Below are 18,035 nucleotides of genomic sequence, written 5' to 3' on the forward strand. Positions count from 1 at the left end.
ACCGTCAGAGGCCGAATTCGGGGCGTAGACGTTCGGGTACCAGATCGAGGTAGTCCCGGTGAGCGCCGATCCAGTCACGCACGAACGTGCAGTGCGGCACCACTGTGGCGCGGCGCTGTCTGGCGGTGTCCAGGGCGCTGCGGACGAGTCGGCCTCCCAGTCCGCGGCCTTCGTGGCCGGGGTTCACTTCGGTGTGGACGAAGTCGAGCTCGTCTCCCCGAACGTGGTACTCGGCAAAGCCGATGACCTCGTCACCGGAGCGGAGCTCGAACCGCGAGCGCTCGGCGTTGTCGACGACCCTGGATTCCATCTTCGTCCACACCGTCCTGGTGGTTCCCGCACTGTCCCCGCCACCATGCCCGGCTTCTCCGCGGGGCCGCTACGCGTCCGCTCGGACGGGCTGGAGCGAACGTGCTACGAGGGCATGACGGGGGCCACCCAACCGTCGTTGGCGGTCGTCCACTCGGCGCTGCGGGTCCATCCTGCGGCGCGCAGCTCCTCCTCCGCCTGGCCCGGTTCGGTGGTCGAGTGCGGCAGTTGCAATTCGACGATCTCCGCTCCGCGGTCGTCGCGGACGGTGATCACCGGTGCGTGTTCGGCCGATGCGGCGATGTAGTGCGCTGTATTGGCCATGGAAGCGTTCGACCTCCTCGCTCGTCGTGTGGTAATGAATTACCCGGTGTGGTGTGAGGCAAACTCGGCACTCGTCCGATCGGTGCCGCATCGATTCAGTGGTTTTCGCGAAGCGAAGAATTCGTGTCCGGTTCCTCTGTCGGAAAAGGTGGTCGGCGGTTCGACGTTTTCGGCGTGATCGCGGACTCGCGGTGAACGGCGTCGCCGCAGGTCATTGAGATGCGGGCCGTGCAGCACCGTGAAACCCTCCTCGGAGAGGACGCAGGGCCTCTTGTCGGTCGACGACGATGTGGCCACTGGCGAAGACAGGCTAAGCGGGTGGCCTCCGCTTGTCGGTCCCGCGCGTCGAAGGGAGACCAGTGTCATGCCACAGACCGCCGACTTCATTCTCGAGCGGCTCCGAGCTTGGGGAATCGGCCGGATCTTCGGGTACCCGGGCGACGGGATCAACAGCCTGCTGGGTGCGCTCAACCGCGCCGACGGCGATCCGGAGCTGATCCAGACGCGCCACGAGGAGATGGCCGCGTTCATGGCCACGGCGCAGGCCAAGTTCACCGGGACGCTCAGTTGCTGCATGGCCACCTCCGGGGGCGGCACGATCCACCTGCTCAACGGGCTCTACGACGCGAAGTTGGATCACCAGCCGGTCGTGGCGATCATCGGACAGCAGAAACGGATCGCGCTGGGGTCGGCCTATCAGCAGGAAATCGACCCGAACACGCTGTACAAGGACGTCTCGGAGTTCGTGCAGACCTGCATGCATCCCGCGCAGGCTCGCCAATTGATCGACCGGGCGTGCAAGGTGGCGCTGACCAACAACACCGTCGCCACCGTCATCGTGCCCGAGGACGTCGCGATGGAGGAGGCGGTACCCTCGCCGCCGCGTTCGCACGGCGCTGTCTACACCAGCGTGGGCTGGACGAAACCCCGGATGATCCCGCCGGAGGAGGAGCTCGACAAGGCCGCGGAGGTCCTCAACGAGGGCGAGCGCGTGGCCATCCTGGTCGGGCAGGGAGCGGCGCGGGCCACAGACCAGGTGGCCGAGGTGGCCGAGCTGCTCGGTGCCGGAGTGGCCAAGACGTCGCTGGGCAGGGAGGTGCTGCCCGACGACCTGCCCTACGTCACCGGACCGGTCGGACTGCTGGGCTCCACCTCGAGCCACGCGATGATGATGGAGGCGGACACGCTGTTCATGATCGGCACCAGCTTCCCCTACACCGAGTGGCTGCCGGTCGAGGGACAGTGCAGGGGCGTCGAGATCGACGTCGACGGCCGCATGATCGGGGTGCGGTATCCGATGGACGCGCATCTCATCGGTGACTCGAAGGACACGCTGACCGAGTTGATCCCGCTGCTGCGGCGCAAGCAGGACCGGTCGTGGCGGGAGCGGATCGAACGCGAGGTCTCCGAGTGGTGGCAGGTGCTGGACGACCGTGCCCACGACACGGCCGACCCGCTCAACCCCGAGCTGGTGACCCAGGAACTGTCCAAGCGGTTGCCGGACGAGTCGATCATCACCACCGACGCCGGATCGGTAGCCAACTGGTGGTCGCGGCACTTGAAGCTGCGCACGGGCATGAAGGCCTCGCTGTCCGGGAACCTCGCCACGATGGGCCCCGGCACGCCGTACGCCATCAGCGCCAAGTTCGCCTATCCCGATCGGCCCGTCATCGCCCTGGTGGGTGACGGCGTCTTCCAGATGAACGGCATGCTGGAACTGATCACCATCAAGCGCTACCTCGACCGACTCAGCCGGTCGTCGTTGATTTTCTGCGTGTTCAACAACCAGGACCTCAACCAGGTGACCTGGGAGCAGCGTGCGATGGCCGGGGAGCCGAAGTTCCCGGGCTCGCAGGACATCCCCGACGTGCCGTACGCGGAGTGGGCGAAACTGCTCGGGTTCACCGGGATTCACTGCGACGATCCCGGCCGGATCGGCCAGGCCTGGGACGAGGCGCTGGCCGCCAAGGGGCCGGTCGTCCTCGAGGTGGTGGTCGACGCCGAGGTCCCGCCGATTCCGCCGCACATCAAGTCGACGCAGGCGAAAAAGACCGCGCAGGCGCTGCGTCAGGGAGATCCGGAGGCGTGGGGCGTCGCCATCAAGGGTGCCAAGCAGAAGATGCACGAGTTCACCGAGTCGGTGAAGAAGAAGACGCCGGGGAGCTAGCGTCCGGCGTCGGGTCCGCTGCCGTATCGGCGATTCCGGGGACGGGGTCATGAGTGGGGAACGTGCTGCCGAAACCATTGTGGACAGCGTCGACGTACACGGTCTGACGGTCCCCACCGACGGCCCGGGGGGCGTGGAGCAGGACGGCACGCTGGAGTGGGACTCCACGACCATGATCCTCGTCCGGGTGCACGCCGGGGGTCGCGTCGGGATCGGTTACACCTACGGGGATCGGTCCGTGGCGACGTTCGTCGACTCGAAGCTGGTGCCGTTGGTACTGGGGGCGAACGTCGACGCTCCGCCGATGCTGTGGGAGCGGATGTTCGCCGCCATCCGGAACGCGGGTCGATCGGGGGTGGGGGCCATGGCGGTCGCGGCCGTCGACATGGCGGTCTGGGACCTTTCGGCCCGCCTCCGGCGGCTCCCCCTGTTCCGGGCCCTGCCGGCGTTCCGCGACGAGGTTCCCGTCTACGGCAGCGGTGGCTTCACGAACTACCCGGTCGACCGGCTCGCGGACCAGTTGGCCGGGTGGGTCGCCGAGGGCATCCCACGGGTGAAGCTGAAGACCTCGCGGCAACCGCGGCAGGATCCGCGGCGGCTCTCGGCGGTGCGCGCCGCGCTCGGCGTGGGGCCGGAGCTGTTCGTCGACGCCAACGGCGCACTGACCCGCAAGCAGGCGCTGTACTGGGCGCGGCGGTTCGCCGACGAGTGGGGAGTGGGCTGGCTGGAGGAGCCGGTTACCTCGGACGACCGCGAGGGGCTTCGGTTGCTGCGGCAAAACGGTCCCCTCGGGCTGGACATCGCCGCCGGTGAGTACGGGTTCGTGCTGCACGACTTCGACGACCTGCTCAGTGCGGGAGCCGTCGACTGTTTGCAGGCCGATGTCACTCGTTGCGGGGGCGTCACGGGTTTGCTTCAACTCGGTGGCCTCGCCGCGAGCCACCAGATCGACGTGTCCGCGCACTGTGCTCCCGCTGCCTCGGCACACGCTTTCTGCGCGGTTCCACGGCTGCGACATCTCGAGTACTTCCACGACCACGTGCGGATCGAGCACCGCGTCTTCGACGGCAACCTGCCCGTGATCGAGGGAGCACTGCGCCCCGATCCCGACCGCGCCGGTCTGGGCCTCGAAGTGCGGTGGCCGGACGTCGAGCAGTACCGGGTGTACGGCAACACCACGAGTCACCGGTAGATGGTCCGGCAGGATCCGGCGGACAGCGATCGCGGGAACCCGCTGACCGAACCACGAGGGCGTAACCGGTGGTTTCGCCCGGCGGTGGCCTTGGAAGGTCGGTGAGCACGGCAGAAGGCAGTGAGCTGGACCCGCCGGCGCAGTCGGTGGCCAGCATGGCTCGCGACCTGCTCGCCCAGGGGGTCGGTACAGCAGACCCTGGACCGGATCGTGCAGTACGCGGTGGAGATGGTCGACGGGTGCGAGCACGCCGGTGCGCCGACGGTGTACGACTGGCAGCGTGCGCGGACGCTGGCCGTGACCAGTGATCTGGCGCGGTGGTCGAAACGCGTCAGCAGCGGTTTCCCGACCTGATCAATCTCGCTCCGGTGGGGTGGGATTGTTCGACGAGCACGATCGGATCCAGGAGGTCAATGATGCGCTGGGCCGGTTGCCGGGGTATTCGCTGCTCGGAGCTGTTGGGCATGCCGTCCACCGAGCTGCTGCACCCGAGCGAGCGGGGTGGGGGGAGCAGTAGCGAGACCGGTCGCGAGCACGGCACCGCCGGTTCCTCGGAGGAGGCCCGCCAGCGCACGCTGGTGCGCGACGACGGTCAGCCGGTGATCTGCGAGGTGCGCTACGCGTCCCGCTCCAGGACGGCAGCCAATTCCGGCTGGTGTTCTTCCAGGGCATCACCGAAACCCCCCCTGATCGACCGGGCGTGACCTTCGCCGTGGACGACTTCGGCACCGGCCACTCGTCCCCGGCCCGGCTCGAGGACCTCCCCGCCGGCAGCATCGAACTCGACCGCCGGTTCGTCGTCGGTCTCGGAAACCACGAGATCGACCGTGCCATCGTGCGCTCGTCCGTGGACGTGGCTCGCGCCACCGGACGCCGCCGCGTGGCCGAAGGCGTGGAAACCACCATCCAGTTCCACCTGCTCATCACCCTCGGCGTCGACGCGCACCAGGGGTTCCTGTTCGCTCACCCCGTGCCCGACGAACTCCACGCCCTGCTGAGCAAGCAAGCACCGCTCCCGCAGCAGCAACAACAGCGGTAACGGCGGATCCGTCGCTACCCGTCTTTTTATCCACATGTCTTTTCCCCAGTTCCGAACTCCGAATTCTGGTCGCACTGCTCACGTCACTGCGAATCATCATGAGCGGCGATCCGTGCTGCGAAGGCCGCATGCGGGGACTCGACGAGCACCGATTCCCCGTCGGAGGAAGTGCGGGCGCGAGTCAACCGGGGCAGCGAGCCGATCGCGAACGGCACCACCGCTCCCAGTGGCAGGCCGAATCCGAGCATCACGGGCATCCCCAGTGCCGGGGACGCGTGTCCGATGACCAAGCGCGCGACGAACCCACCTACCAGCAGCACGATCCCACCCCAGAACATGATGACCGAAGTGGTGAGGAGGGTGGTTCTGCGGAGTGCGCAGCGACGGCACAGTGGCCAGTCCCGGACGTAGGTGATGCGTACCTGCTGCGCCCACTGTCCTAATCGGTTCCCCACGCTCAGCACGTTGCCGCTCAGCGCTCGGCTGCCGGAGATGCGGGTCCGCGACTGCAGCGCGAGCTTCACCCGTCGGGAAGCCGGTCGTCCGTGCTTGGCGCACACCTCCGGCAACCGGCCCGGAGTGGTCACCACATCGCCCGGCACGGTCACGATCCCCTGCGACTGCCTCTGCTGCACGTGTACTACCTCATGTCGGTTGTGCGACATATCCAAGTGCTTGGCCGATGCGCGCTGGAGCACGACTGGTCGCCGGCGGAACCCTGCGCGATACCCGCGCCTTCACGGTCTCAGTGTGCCGGTGGAGGCTTAGGGGGCACGTGCGGTTAGCGTGCTGAGTCATGGTTGAACGCATGATCGCCGCGACAGACGGGGCCGCTCAGCCCAATCCGGGGCCTGCGGGCTGGGCGTGGGTGATGGGTGACGCCCGTGGACATCCGGCTCGGGGTGAGTCGGGATATCTCGGGGATGCGACGAACAACGTCGGTGAGCTCACCGCGGTGGCCGAACTGCTGAAAGCCACGGACTCGGCCGTTCCGCTGGAAGTGCGGATCGATTCCCAATACGCCATGAACGCCGTGACCAAGTGGCTCCCGAAGCAGCGTCAGCGTGGATTTACGACCACGGACGGAAAGCCCATCAAGAATCGGGACCTGATCGTGCACATCGATGAACTCCTGTCCGGTCGGGACATCACCTTCACCTGGGTTCGGGCACACCAGTCCGATGGTGATGCGCTGAACGCGCTCGCGGACCGTGCCGCTCAGGACACCGTTCGCCAACGACGGGGCGATTCCTGGACCGGCGCGGCAAACGCCCCCGCTGTCGAGCTCTCGCAGCCCGCCCAGGACTCTTCAGTGCGAACGAACTCTCCGGCGACATCCGCTGCCGGTCGGTGCGGTGCCACGACCAAGGCCGGGAAACCGTGTCCCATCGAGCCACGCCCCTCGGGGCTGTGTCACGTGCACGATCCGACTGTGCAGTGCCAGGCGATCACGAGCAAGGGGAGGCCGTGCACGGCCGCGACCGGCGGGGAGCGGTGCAAGCAGCACCGCGACCAGGTTCTGTAGTTCGGGAGGGCCCCGCCAACGACCCGGCCGCCGCCTGTCATGATCGTGGGCCCGAACCGTCGCGGCCACCACCCTTGTCCGCGCATTGGCCGTGTATTCGCCGTGAACACCCGCACGAGGCCACACAGAGCCGGGTGCAACCGCAGACCCCGTGATCGGCCGCGCGCCGCGTCGTCGCAGGTCATCGGCCAGATTAGGCAGGTAAGAGAGGGTGCCCCGGTCCGATTCGAACGGACACTACACGGATTTTGAGTGCTTCCGCGATCATGCCTCTGACCTGCGGTGATGGCGTGGCGTGGCTCGGTTTGTCCGTGTATTGGCCGCATGGCGCTCTCGCAGCTCTTCAATGCCATTGATCTTCCCCCCGCAGAACCAGACACGTGGATTGTGTGGTCCGAGGGCAGGCAGTGATCCCGCTGCTTGAGACTTGTCGGCGGGACGCCTTGCTCAGCAGCGACAGGAGCAGCTGACCGGGTCACCGAGCTCCACCGCTGACACCGCGGCTGCTTACACCCAGGGCTGACAGCCCCGTCGTTGATCCACCGGAGGCCTTTTCGCGTCTCGCGGTCGACGTCGATCGCCGCAGCAAGATCTCGGATGTGTACAGGTGCCCGTTGCGGTGCATTCTAGAAGTGCTGCCCACGACGACACCACACACGGTTGGCGAAGCATGACCGGACCACGAGACCAAGAGCACCCCACCCATGACGAGGGAAGGGGATACCCGCCCTCGCGGGACGAGGTCAGTCAGCGGCTCGCTCTGCTCCCGGAGAGCATGAACGAGTACGCGATCTTCTCGCTGGACGCGGAGGGCCGCGTCCAGAGCTGGAACGCCAACGCCGAGCGCGTCGAGGGATACAGCACCGTCGATATCATCGGCAGGCACTTCTCGGTGTTCTACCCGTCGGAGCAGATCGCCACCGGGTACCCGGACTGGGAACTGGAACGGGCCGCCGAGGTCGGCTTCTACATCGACGAGGGCTGGCGCCTGCGCAAGGACGGCAGCCGCTTCCTGGCCCACGTCGTCATCACGGTGCAGCGGACGCCGGAGGGGATGCTGAGCGGTTTCATCAAGGTGGTCCGGGACATCACCGAGGCCCGGGAGCGGGAGCGGCGGTCGCGTCGGAGGTTCACCGACTTGTTCCACCTCGCGCCGGTGGGCATCTGCGTGCTCGACGACTCCGAGCGACTGCTGGACGCCAACAGCGCGCTGTGCGATCTGCTGGGGTACGGCCTGTCCGAGATCCACGGCAAGACCGCCGCCGATCTGCTGCACCCTCGGGACGGGGACGGGGGCTTCATCCCGGCGACGACGGAACCGGGGGTGTCACCGGACCGGGGGGACGCGTCCCAACGGGTACTGGCCCGGTCGGACGGGCAGCAGGTGATCTGCGACGTGCACAGCACGTTGTCGGTCCAGGAGGACGGGAGCCGGTTCTGGTTGGTGGGGATCCAGGACATCAGCGAGCGAATCCGCCACACGGAGGAACTGCACTACCAGGCCACCCACGACGATCTGACGGGGTTGCTCAACCGCAAGGGCCTCAGCGAACTGCTCGAGGAGCTGCGCGGGGGCCCCACCGGACGGTTCGCCGGGCTGTACTGCGACATCGACAACTTCAAACGGGTCAACGACTCGCTCGGTCACGAGGCCGGTGACGAGCTGCTGATGTCGCTGGCTCGCCGCCTGCGCGGTGGGCTACCGGAGCAATGCACGGCGGCCCGGCTCTCCGGCGACGAGTTCCTGATCGTCTGCTCGGACATCGACGCCGTCGGCGGCCTGGAGGCGTTCGCGACTTGGGCCGCGGAATTCCTGAACACGGCTATGCCGATGCGCGGAGAGATAGTTCGCGTGTCGGCCTCCGTCGGCGCCGCGATGCTCGATCCCGCCACCATGACCGCCGAGGACCTGATGCGGCTCGCCGACGCGGCGATGCTCAAGGCCAAGTCGGGCGGAGCTGGGCGCACGTCGCTGGCCGATTCCCGTGAGGTCGCCGCGCTCAGCGAACAGGTACGCTTGGAGGAGGAACTGCGCCAGGCGATCGACAACGACGGCCTGGCCCTGCGGTACCAGCCGCTGGTCGACCGGCACGGCACGGTGGTGATGGCCGAGGCGCTGCTGCGCTGGCCCCACCCCGAGCGGGGACAGCTGGCTCCGGACGTCATCATCCCAGTGGCCGAGCAGGGCGATCTGCTGCGCTCCCTGGACCTCTGGGTGCTGCGCACAGCGATGCGCGAGGCGGCGGGCTGGCCGCAGTCGAACGGGGGCCCGGTGAACATCGCGGTGAATCTGGGCGGCCTGCTCCCCGCCGATCCGTCCTTCGTCGATGAGATCCGCGCCGTCGTCACCGACAGCGACCTCGACTGGCACCGCGTGATCCTGGAGGTGCTGGAAACCGTCCTGGTGGACCTGCCCGAACAGCCGCGGGAAGCCATGACCGAACTCTCAGAGAAGGGGGTGCGGTTCGCCATGGACGACTTCGGCATCGGCTACTCCTCGCTGGCCCGCTTGAACGAGCTTCCAACGCAGATCATCAAGCTCGATCGCCGATTCGTCTCCAGGTTGGACACCAGTGCCGCCGACTACGCCATCGCTCGGGCCGTGGTGGACATGGCCCGTGCCATGGGGCGTGCCTGCGTCGCCGAAGGGGTCGAGACCGCCACCCAGTTCCGGTTGCTCGACGGGCTCGGGGTGGACGTCTTCCAGGGCTTCCTGTTCTCCCGGCCGCTCCCGCCCGCCGAACTCCGCGCCCTGCTCGACAGCGGACCGCTGCCCGTGCCGGCCGGCGAGTGAAGCCGGCTCGGTAACCGCCCCACAGGTCTGACGGGGCTGCCCCGATCTCCACGGGTCACCGGGCCTGCGGACGAGGGAGACTGAGTATTGTCGAGTGTACGGAAGATCCAGATCCGGCCAGGAGTGGTACCCCGACCGAGCGCCCGCGGACGGCGCCACGAGCCGACATCTCCGATGCCGCACTGACTTGATTACCGGACCGGCAGACGCCGTACTCGTTCGAGCTTAGCGTTGTCGAAAGTGAAGGGCCGGTTCAGGGTGGTACGAGCGATGCCCCGGTCAGATTCGAACTGACACAACACGGATCTTGATTCCATCCACGATCTTGCCCATGAGCTGAAGTGATGGTGTGACGTGGTCCGGCTTGTACGTGTATTGGCCGTGTGTCGACAGGAAGCCTTGCGACTACGGGACACTGGAGGCGAGTGTGAGCGGCAGGAGTGAAGGGCAAGCGTGGCTGAGCGAGGAACGTATCGCATGATCGCGGCGGAGCTGGAGCAACGGATCAGGTCCGGTGAGTATGCGCCTGGCACCTTGCTGCCGTTCGAGCCGACTTTGGCGTGCAAGCACTCGGTAGTCCGAAACACGGTCCGGGCGGCCCTCGAAGTGCTCGAGGATGCGGAACTCGTTGAAGTCCTGCCGGGGCACGGGCGGCGAGTCAGTGGCCAGGCTCCTCGGCCAGTGCGACGACGGCCTACGAGCGGCTCGCCGCCACTCTGCGCGAGAGAGTCGCAGCGGGGGACTTCGAGCCGGATACACCGCTTCCCAGTGAGGTACGGCTGCAGGAGGAGCACGGCGTCTCCAGGAACACCGCCCGCCGGGCCTACCGACTCCTGGAGGACGAAGGCACGATCGTCATTCGACATGGAGCCAGTGCGTTCGTGGCACCGGAAGGCAGCGACACGACCGCCTAGCGGCAGATCGGCAGGGACGGACCCGTATGGACCAGCCCGAGAAGAACGGTGAGTGGCTCGTACACGGCGAACGGACGATCTACGACAGCGAGTGGGTCCGCGTCGACCTTGCCGATATCACGGTCCCATCAGGGGAACGCTTCGAGCATCACAAGGTCTGGCTCCCGCCTGCGGCCATGACACTCGTGCTGGATGACGAGGAACGGCACGTGCTGCTCGCGTACCGGCATCGCTTCGTCGCCGACGTCTGGAACTACGAGCTTCCCGGTGGGCTTCTGAACGAGGACGAGCCTGCGGCCGTGACCGCGGCTCGAGAACTGGAGGAAGAGGCAGGATATCGGCCCCGTTCGATGGAGCACCTGACGACCTTCGAGCCCATGATCGGAACCGTCACGAATCCCCATCACGTCTATCTCGCAAGAGGGGTAGAAAGCGTGGCCGATAGTGTGGAGCTGAACGAGGGTGAGTTCACCTGGGTTCCGGTCGACGAACTGCCGAAGTTGGTTTCGTCGGGACAGATCGTCAACTCGGGGACACTCGTGGCGGTTCTCCACTACCTGGCGTTCAATCCCCGCTAATTCTGTAGCTTTTCGATGCGGGCGCGCTGACGAGCTGATCCGGTGTTTCCGGCCAGCTCTTCAGCGCGCTTCGCATGTGTACGGGCCCCGTCTTCTTCGCCGCGAGCCTTGAGTGCCAGTGCCAGATCCACGCGGAGTCCCGCCTCCGCTCGTCGGAAGTGTCCTCCGGCGAGCCCGTCGAGTGCGGAGTTCAGGTCGTTGACGGCTTCGTCCGCTCCCAATCGTGCCAGGCAGTGCCCGCGCCACCGAGCCAAATAAGTGCTGTTCAGGGCGAGAAAGGGAAGTTCAGGGTCGCTGTCGTCTGCCGAGTTCGCTTCGCCGCTGGCGAAGCGGCCGTACGACCTTCGGCACGCTGCGGTGTCGACGTGGCTCAACGCTGGTGTCCCGCCGACTCAGGTCGCCGAATGGGCGGGCCACAGCGTGACCGTGCTGCTGCAGATCTACGCCAAGACTCTCGTCGGGCAGGAGGAAGCCGCTCGACGTCGGGTTCAGCAAGCCCTCGAAGGGGAGTAGACCCTTGACTGTTTACGGCAATCAGCCCCACGAGGACCAGCACAGTTGCGATCATGATCGAGTGCGGAAAGGCGTAGCTGTGCCGAGCCCGGTGACGCGGGCGTGGCGGCGTGCGAGGCGAGTCCAGTGGCCGGCGTGGGGCCGGTTCGGCGGGCTCATGTTGCTGGTAGTCGGAGTGCTGGCCTGGGTTCCGGTGGACTGGCTGGGGCTGGCCACGTGGCTGTGGAGTCTCCTGGCTTCTTGGGGAACCTTCAAACTTCCGGGACTAGCGTCGCTGGCTGGTGCTGGGCTCCTGGTCGTGGGCATACTCCCGGCGGTGATCGCGCGGTCACGGAGTTGGCAGCGCGCTGGCGAGCGCCCGGAAGTGCAGCCGCTACGCCGATGGAAGGTAGTGCTGGCGGCAATCACGATCGCGATCGCGGTCGTAGCCGCAGGGTGGTGGCTGCTGGGGCTGGCCACCCACGCGCAGGATCCGGCCAAAGCGCGTATCGACGCGGTGCGCGCCGCCATGACCCTGGGCGCTGGGCTGGTCGGAATGGTGGTGCTGTGGCTGACCGGCCGCAAACAATGGTTAGCCGAGCGCACCCAGCGCCACAACGAGACCGACGCCACTGAGAAACGCGTCACCGAGCTCTACACTGCCGCCGCACAACAGTTGGCCTCGGACAAAGCCCCGGTGCGTCTGGCCGGGCTGTACGCCCTGGAACGGCTCGGACAGACCAACCCCATTCATCGCCAGACCATCGTCAACCTACTGTGCGCCTACCTGCGCATGCCCTACACCCCACCCGAACCCAAGGCCGAGTCCGAGGCCAGCTCGGAGTCAGTGACGTCCGCCGAGCACCTGGCCGGCCAATCCCAGCAAGACGGAGCGGCACAGCCGCTGCTGCTCGACCTAGCGCCTACTCTGGCAGAGGCTGCCGGGCTGTCGTTGGATGCCGCCGACCAGCAACAGCAGGAACACCAGGTCCGACTGACAGCCCAACGGCTGCTGGCCCATCACCTACGGCCCGACGGGCACGACCAGTCCATCTCCGAATACTGGGGTGGGCAAGACGGCACGGGCCTGGACCTCGACCTGTCCGGGGCCGTTCTCTACGATTGGGACCTTGAGCATTGTCGAGTGCGCCGCGCCGATTTCACTAACGCTCACTTCCACTTTATCGCCGCATTTGGCGGGGCGCAGTTTCACGGTATCACTTCGTTTGATGGAGTGCAGTTTTACGATATCACTTCGTTTGGTGATGTTCATTTCTATGGCGATGCTATATTTGGTGGGGCGCAGTTCCACGGTGATGCCAGATTTGGTGGGGTACAGTTTCATGAAATGGCCATATTTGACGATGTGCATTTCTATGGCGATGTCGGATTTGCTAAGGCGCAGTTCCACGTCATTATCGGACTTTTTGGGGTGCAGTTTCACGGTGATGCTGTTTTTGATGAGGTGTGGATACGGCTGGATATTGAGAACGCGCTCGATCCATTTTGGCTGCCGGGGTGGACGGTGCGCGTAGCTGATCCCGGCGACGGCCAGACTGGTCGGTGGGGTCTGCTCGTGTCCGAGGAAGATGATCCAGCGAATGTGGAAGCGGCTGCCTCACCATCAGATGAGGAGGAAAGAGCCAACGAGTAGGGGATCAGGGCGTCGCAGCGGTTGTGGCAGGGTGCTGACTCGATCCCGTGACAAACCCTCCGCTGTGCGGAATTTAGTGGCCAGTGGTGGCCACTGTCAGTCTGAGGCCTCCGGGGCGGCATCGTGAGCACAACTGGATCGTATCCCCAGAGGGCCACGTCAAGAACCTCAGCGATCGCACCGGGCGGTCCTTCGGGGTACTCGGAAACTTCGCCGCGTATTCGCCGTGAACACCCGCACGAGGCCGCATCAGGCCGGGAACAACCGCAGAGGCCGTGATCGTCCGCGCGCCACGTCGTCGCAGGTCAGCGGCCGGATCAGGCAGGTGATGAAGGGTGCCCCCGGTCCGATTCGAACGGACACTACACGGATTTTGAGTCCGCCGCCTCTGCCTGTTGGGCTACGGGGGCTTGCCGTATCGTCGAGTGTACGGCATCGGTGATCAGGACCGGGCCAGGGGTGCCCGCCGCTGGGCAGCACCTACCGATACCAGTGGGTGTCGCAATGCTCACGCTCCCTGTGCACATCGTGGTTCGGTCGGGAACGGTAAGCTGCGGTCTCCGGTGCGACCGCACCGGCAGACCCGAGAACCATCCAGGAGGATCCGGTGACCACGCCGGCTGCCGAGGACCCAAGTGCGGCCAGCGCGACGCAACGTCGTGTAGTCGTGGCCGAAGACGAGGCGCTGATCAGACTCGATCTGGTGGAGATGCTTCGTGAGGAGGACTACCAGGTCGTTGGTGAGGCCGGTGACGGCCAGGAGGCGGTTCGGCTCGCCGAGGAGCTGCGCCCCGACCTGGTCATCCTGGACGTCAAGATGCCGAAGGTGGACGGGATCGAGGCCGCTTCCTCGATCGCGGGGGAGCGAATCGCCCCGGTGGTGATCCTGACCGCGTTCAGTCAGCGTGACCTGGTCGAACGTGCCAGGGACGCCGGCGCGATGGCCTACATGGTCAAGCCGTTCGCCAAGCGCGACCTGATCCCGGCGATCGAACTCGCCATCTCGCGATTCACCGAGGTCCAGGCCCTGGAGTCGGAGGTGGCCGACCTCACCGAGCGGCTGGAGGCACGCAAGACGATCGAGCGTGCCAAGGGGCTGCTGATGAACAACCACGACCTTTCCGAGCCGGAGTCGTTCCGTTGGCTTCAGCGCACGGCGATGGACCGGCGCACCACGATGAAGGCCGTGGCCCAGGCCGTCCTCGACAGTCTGGAGTGAACGCCCCGCCTCAGGGCTTCTCGCCCGGCGGTTGATCACGTAGTGCGCAGGTCAACCGTGCCGAGCAAGTGCGCTTTCCGCGCTCGTCGGTGATCACGATCTCGTACGTGGCCGTGCTGCTGCCCCGGTGCAGTGGCGTGGCCACGCCGGTCACCACGCCTTCGGTGGCGGCACGGTGATGGGTGCAGGACAGTTCCAGCCCCACCGCGATCCTGCCCGTCCCCGCGTTCATGGCGGCGGCGACGGACCCCAGTCCCTCGGCGAGCACGGCGTTGGCTCCGCCGTGCAGCAGTCCGTACGGCTGGCGATTGCCCGCCACCGGCATGGTTCCCACCACGCGGTCGGGAACGCATTCGGTTACGGCGATTCCCATCCGGTGGGCCAGCTGTTCCTCCCGGGGAGCCGGTGCCTCCGTCATCAGGGTTTCGTAGCTGGTCACCGAATCGCTGTGTCCGGCGTTGGTCAACGTGAACGATCCTCCTCGGCCTGCACGTACGAGCTGTCAGGGGTTCAGCTTAGACTCACGGGGCGTGATGGCTTCCGAGGACCGACGTCTGCTGCTGATCGATGGCCATTCGATGGCCTACCGCGCGTTCTACGCCCTGCCCAAGGAGAACTTCCAGACGGGCACGGGACAGCACACCAACGCCGTGTACGGCTTCACTTCGATGTTGATCAACCTGCTTCGCGACGAGCAGCCCAGTCATCTCGCCGTGGCCTTCGACGTCTCGCGCAAGACGTTCCGCTCGGAAACGTATCCCGAGTACAAGGCCAACCGCAGCGCGACGCCGGAGGAGTTCCGCGGCCAGGTCAGCCTCATCCAGGAGGTACTGGCCGCGTTGAACATCCCGGCGTTGAGCAGGGACAACTACGAGGCGGACGACGTCATCGCGACTCTGACGAAAAAGGCGGAGGCCGAGGGTTTCGCCGTCTCCGTCTGTACGGGCGACCGGGACGCGCTCCAGCTGGTCGACGACAACGTCACCGTCCTGTACCCCAGCAAGGGCGTTTCGGAGATGACGCGCTTCACGCCGCGGGCCGTGGAGGACAAGTACGGCCTGACCCCCGTGCAGTATCCGGACTTCGCGGCACTGCGGGGGGACCCCTCCGACAACCTGCCCAGCATCCACGGGGTGGGGGAGAAGACCATCACCAAGTGGATCCAGCAGTTCGGCTCGTTGGGGGAGCTCGTCGACCGGGTCGACGAGGTCAGGGGCAAGGCGGGCAACTCGCTGCGGGAGCACGTAGCCCAGGTACTGCGCAATCGCGAGCTCACCGAGTTGGTGACCGATGTCGCGATCGGGATGGAGCCGGAGGAGCTGGCGCTGCGGCAGTGGGATCGCGACGCCGTGCACCGGCTGTTCGACGACCTGGAGTTCCGCGTGCTGCGCGACCGCCTGTTCGCGAGCCTGTCCAGCGCCGAACCCGAGGTCGAGCAGGGGTTCGAGGTCACGGGAGGGCTGATCGGGCCGGGAGAGCTGGCCGACTGGCTCGATGCTCATGCCCGCGACGGCGCCCGCACCGGGCTCTCCTTCACCGGGAGCTGGGGGCAGGGTGGTGGCGATCTGAGCGGTATCGCCCTGGTCAACGCCTCCGGCCAGGGGGGCTTCGTCGACGTCACCGCTCTCACCGACGCCGACGACCGGGCGCTGGCGGCCTGGCTGTCCGATCCTTCGGCGCCGAAGGCGGCGCACGACGTCAAGGGACCGATTCACGCCCTGCGTGAGCGGGGCTGGACGCTGGCGGGCCTGACCAGCGACACGGCGCTGGCCGCCTACCTGGTCCGTCCCGGCCAGCGTTCCTTCGACCTCCCCGATCTGGTGGTGCGGTACCTGCAGCGCGAGCTGCGCACCGATCAGGAGTCCGGCGGTGCCCAGTTGTCCCTGCTCGAGGACGAGGAGCAGGTCAAGGCCGACGCCGCCGCGGCCGAGCTCGTGCGGGCCAGGGCGGTGGCGGAACTGGCCGACGCGTTGGACACCGCGCTGCGGCGTATCGACAGCGCCCGACTGCTGAGCGACCTGGAGTTGCCGCTGCTTCAGGTGCTCGCCGAACTGGAGGCGGCCGGGATCGCCGTCGACGCCGATCGGCTCTCCGAGCTCGGGAACCACTTCACCGAGCGGGTCAGGCAGGCGGCGGGGGAGGCCTACGCCGTCATCGGCAAGGAGATCAACCTGGGCTCGCCCAAGCAGCTTCAGACGGTGCTGTTCGACGAGCTGGGCATGCCCAAGACCAAGCGCACGAAAACGGGCTACACCACCGATGCTGAGGCCCTGCAGGGGCTCTACGACAAGACCGAGCACCCCTTCCTGCGGCACCTGCTGGAGCACCGGGACGCCACGAAGCTCAAGACCACCGTGGAGGGGCTGGTCAAGGCGGTCGCGCCGGACGGGCGGATCCACACCACCCTGAACCAGACCATCGCCGCCACGGGGCGGTTGTCCTCGACGGAACCGAACCTGCAGAACATCCCGATCCGCACCGAGGAGGGGCGCCAGATCCGGGAGGTGTTCGTGGTCGGCAAGGACCACGAGAGCCTCCTGACCGCCGACTACAGCCAGATCGAGATGCGGATCATGGCGCACCTGTCCGGGGACGAAGGGTTGATCGAGGCCTTCCGCACGGGTGAGGACCTGCACAACTACGTGGCCTCCAGGGCGTTCGGCGTTCCGATCGACGAGGTCGACCAGGAGCTGCGGCGGCGTGTCAAGGCGATGTCCTACGGTCTGGCCTACGGGCTGTCGGCCTACGGCCTGGCTCAGCAGCTGCGCATTTCCGCCGAAGAGGCCAAGGAGCAGATGGACGCCTACTTCGCGCGTTTCGGCCGGGTGCGCGACTACCTGGACGAGATCGTCGAGCGGGCACGCCGGGACGGCTACACCTCGACCATCCTGGGGCGGCGTCGTTACCTGCCCGACCTGACGAGTGACAATCGGCAGCGCCGCGAGATGGCCGAGCGGATGGCGCTCAACGCGCCGATCCAGGGCAGTGCGGCCGACATCATCAAGGTCGCCATGTTGGACGTGTATCGGGGGTTGGAAGCAGCGGGCCTGCGTTCGCGGATGCTGCTGCAGGTCCACGACGAGTTGATTTTCGAAGTCGCGGAGGGCGAGCGTGACGAGGTGGAGCGTCTGGTGCGTCAGCACATGGGCGCGGCCCACGAGCTGGACGTGCCACTGGAGGTCTCGGTCGGCGTGGGGCTTTCCTGGGACACTGCCGCGCACTGAGCGACGACCGAAGCCGATGAGCTTCGGCCCACGGCGCGTGGTGCCGGGTCGCTTCACCGACGACCGTGTCGGCGGGGATAGGCTGCCCGGGTTCGCCACCGGTGCGCGGGCCGTCCGAAAACCGTGAATTCGAAGTTCGACCGCAGGTGGCCTCGATGTGGCCACCCCAAGGAGAAGCATGATCAGTATCGACACAATCGACCACCTGGTACTTACCGTGGCCGATGTCGATCGGGCAGTGGAGTTCTACGGGCGGATCCTCGGGATGGAGGTGGTGACTTTTCCCGGTGACCGCCGTGCCGTGCGCTTCGGGCATCAGACGATCAAACTTCACGCGGCCAGTGAACTGGTGGAGCCCACCGCCACGCACCCGGTTCCCGGCTCGGCGAACCTGTGCTTCGTCACCACGGACGCGATCAGTCGGGTGCAGGAGCATCTGCGGGCCAACGACGTGCGCATCGAGGAGGGGCCGGTCAGTCGTACCGGAACCGACGGCTCGATCACCTCGTTGTACCTGCTGGACCCGGACGGCAATCTCATCGAGGTCGCGCGCTACGACGAGGAGACGGAGCAGTAGCCGAGGTGGGCGGTTTCCCCCGAAACC

General features: G+C 66.6%; 16 protein-coding genes, 1 tRNA gene and 3 pseudogenes. 15 read left to right on the forward strand and 5 right to left on the reverse strand.

What is annotated here, in order from left to right; translation table 11 throughout:
- Nucleotides 1-4 precede the first annotated feature (4 nt).
- Together FHX42_RS15910 and FHX42_RS15915 are read right to left on the reverse strand one after the other, a co-directional pair.
- Nucleotides 5-310, reverse strand: coding sequence for a GNAT family N-acetyltransferase (locus FHX42_RS15910; protein WP_182545160.1), 306 nt, complete (start codon nt 308-310; stop codon nt 5-7).
- Nucleotides 311-414: 104 nt separating this feature from the next.
- Nucleotides 415-633 (reverse strand): hypothetical protein, encoded by a 219-nt coding sequence (locus FHX42_RS15915; RefSeq protein ID WP_182545161.1) that lies wholly within the window; start codon nt 631-633, stop codon nt 415-417.
- 364 nt (nt 634-997) lie between these two features.
- On the opposite strand from FHX42_RS15915, the gene FHX42_RS15920 reads away from it, so the two are divergent.
- From FHX42_RS15920 to FHX42_RS15940, 5 genes are all read left to right on the forward strand, one after another.
- The gene (locus FHX42_RS15920; RefSeq protein ID WP_182545162.1) at nt 998-2,800 is read left to right on the forward strand and encodes a thiamine pyrophosphate-requiring protein; all 1,803 of its coding nucleotides are present in this window, start codon (nt 998-1,000) and stop codon (nt 2,798-2,800) included.
- A gap of 49 nt (nt 2,801-2,849) precedes the next feature.
- Entirely contained in the window at nt 2,850-3,992 is a 1,143-nt protein-coding gene (locus FHX42_RS15925; protein ID WP_182545163.1) for an enolase C-terminal domain-like protein, read from the forward strand.
- Nucleotides 3,993-4,112: 120 nt separating this feature from the next.
- The gene (locus FHX42_RS15930) at nt 4,113-4,346 is read left to right on the forward strand and encodes a hypothetical protein (RefSeq protein WP_182545164.1); all 234 of its coding nucleotides are present in this window, start codon (nt 4,113-4,115) and stop codon (nt 4,344-4,346) included.
- A gap of 59 nt (nt 4,347-4,405) precedes the next feature.
- The gene (locus tag FHX42_RS15935) at nt 4,406-4,696 is read left to right on the forward strand and encodes a hypothetical protein (protein WP_182545165.1); all 291 of its coding nucleotides are present in this window, start codon (nt 4,406-4,408) and stop codon (nt 4,694-4,696) included.
- Nucleotides 4,693-5,031, forward strand: coding sequence for an EAL domain-containing protein (locus FHX42_RS15940; protein ID WP_328796225.1), 339 nt, complete (start codon nt 4,693-4,695; stop codon nt 5,029-5,031). Before FHX42_RS15935 ends, FHX42_RS15940 begins: the two co-directional genes overlap by 4 nt.
- 83 nt (nt 5,032-5,114) lie before the next feature.
- On the opposite strand, the gene FHX42_RS15945 is transcribed toward FHX42_RS15940, so the two are convergent.
- Complete coding sequence (locus FHX42_RS15945; RefSeq protein ID WP_182545166.1) at nt 5,115-5,666, reverse strand: hypothetical protein; 552 nt, start codon at nt 5,664-5,666, stop codon at nt 5,115-5,117.
- 161 nt (nt 5,667-5,827) lie between these two features.
- Here FHX42_RS15945 and FHX42_RS15950 point away from each other — a divergent pair, with 161 nt between their 5' ends.
- From FHX42_RS15950 to FHX42_RS15975, 7 genes and pseudogenes are all read left to right on the forward strand, one after another.
- Nucleotides 5,828-6,556 carry a ribonuclease H family protein gene (locus FHX42_RS15950; protein WP_182545167.1) on the forward strand — a complete coding sequence of 243 codons (729 nt, stop codon included), beginning with the start codon at nt 5,828-5,830 and terminating at the stop codon, nt 6,554-6,556.
- 670 nt (nt 6,557-7,226) lie between these two features.
- Nucleotides 7,227-9,350, forward strand: a complete 2,124-nt coding sequence (locus FHX42_RS15955) for a putative bifunctional diguanylate cyclase/phosphodiesterase (protein WP_182545168.1) — start codon at nt 7,227-7,229, stop codon at nt 9,348-9,350.
- Between the two features lie 477 nt (nt 9,351-9,827).
- Nucleotides 9,828-9,998, forward strand: a pseudogene (locus FHX42_RS27840) (winged helix-turn-helix domain-containing protein); the annotation flags it as partial.
- 59 nt (nt 9,999-10,057) lie between these two features.
- Nucleotides 10,058-10,264 (forward strand): annotated as a pseudogene (locus FHX42_RS27845) (winged helix-turn-helix domain-containing protein); the annotation flags it as partial.
- A 26-nt stretch (nt 10,265-10,290) separates the two neighbouring features.
- Nucleotides 10,291-10,842 (forward strand): NUDIX hydrolase, encoded by a 552-nt coding sequence (locus FHX42_RS15965; RefSeq protein ID WP_182545169.1) that lies wholly within the window; start codon nt 10,291-10,293, stop codon nt 10,840-10,842.
- A 297-nt stretch (nt 10,843-11,139) separates the two neighbouring features.
- Nucleotides 11,140-11,355, forward strand: a pseudogene (locus FHX42_RS15970) (tyrosine-type recombinase/integrase); the annotation flags it as partial.
- A 391-nt stretch (nt 11,356-11,746) separates the two neighbouring features.
- Nucleotides 11,747-12,988: a pentapeptide repeat-containing protein gene (locus FHX42_RS15975; protein WP_182545170.1), complete on the forward strand. Its 1,242-nt coding sequence runs from the start codon at nt 11,747-11,749 to the stop codon at nt 12,986-12,988.
- Nucleotides 12,989-13,324: 336 nt separating this feature from the next.
- Here the strand turns inward: FHX42_RS15975 and FHX42_RS15980 are convergent.
- Nucleotides 13,325-13,398: transfer RNA gene (locus tag FHX42_RS15980), tRNA-Leu, on the reverse strand.
- Nucleotides 13,399-13,595: 197 nt separating this feature from the next.
- Between FHX42_RS15980 and FHX42_RS15985 the strand changes: the two genes are divergently transcribed.
- Nucleotides 13,596-14,207, forward strand: a complete 612-nt coding sequence (locus FHX42_RS15985; RefSeq protein ID WP_182545171.1) for an ANTAR domain-containing response regulator — start codon at nt 13,596-13,598, stop codon at nt 14,205-14,207.
- A gap of 10 nt (nt 14,208-14,217) precedes the next feature.
- On the opposite strand, the gene FHX42_RS15990 is transcribed toward FHX42_RS15985, so the two are convergent.
- The gene (locus FHX42_RS15990) at nt 14,218-14,625 is read right to left on the reverse strand and encodes a hotdog fold thioesterase (RefSeq protein ID WP_182545331.1); all 408 of its coding nucleotides are present in this window, start codon (nt 14,623-14,625) and stop codon (nt 14,218-14,220) included.
- Nucleotides 14,626-14,740: 115 nt separating this feature from the next.
- On the opposite strand from FHX42_RS15990, the gene polA reads away from it, so the two are divergent.
- On the forward strand, nt 14,741-17,431 hold the full coding sequence (gene polA, locus FHX42_RS15995) for a DNA polymerase I (protein WP_182545332.1): 2,691 nt from the start codon (nt 14,741-14,743) through the stop codon (nt 17,429-17,431).
- 178 nt (nt 17,432-17,609) lie between these two features.
- Nucleotides 17,610-18,008 carry a VOC family protein gene (locus FHX42_RS16000; RefSeq protein WP_182545172.1) on the forward strand — a complete coding sequence of 133 codons (399 nt, stop codon included), beginning with the start codon at nt 17,610-17,612 and terminating at the stop codon, nt 18,006-18,008.
- Nucleotides 18,009-18,035: the final 27 nt, after the last annotated feature.

The organism is Halosaccharopolyspora lacisalsi (assembly GCF_014137975.1).
Taxonomy (GTDB): domain Bacteria; phylum Actinomycetota; class Actinomycetes; order Mycobacteriales; family Pseudonocardiaceae; genus Halosaccharopolyspora; species Halosaccharopolyspora lacisalsi.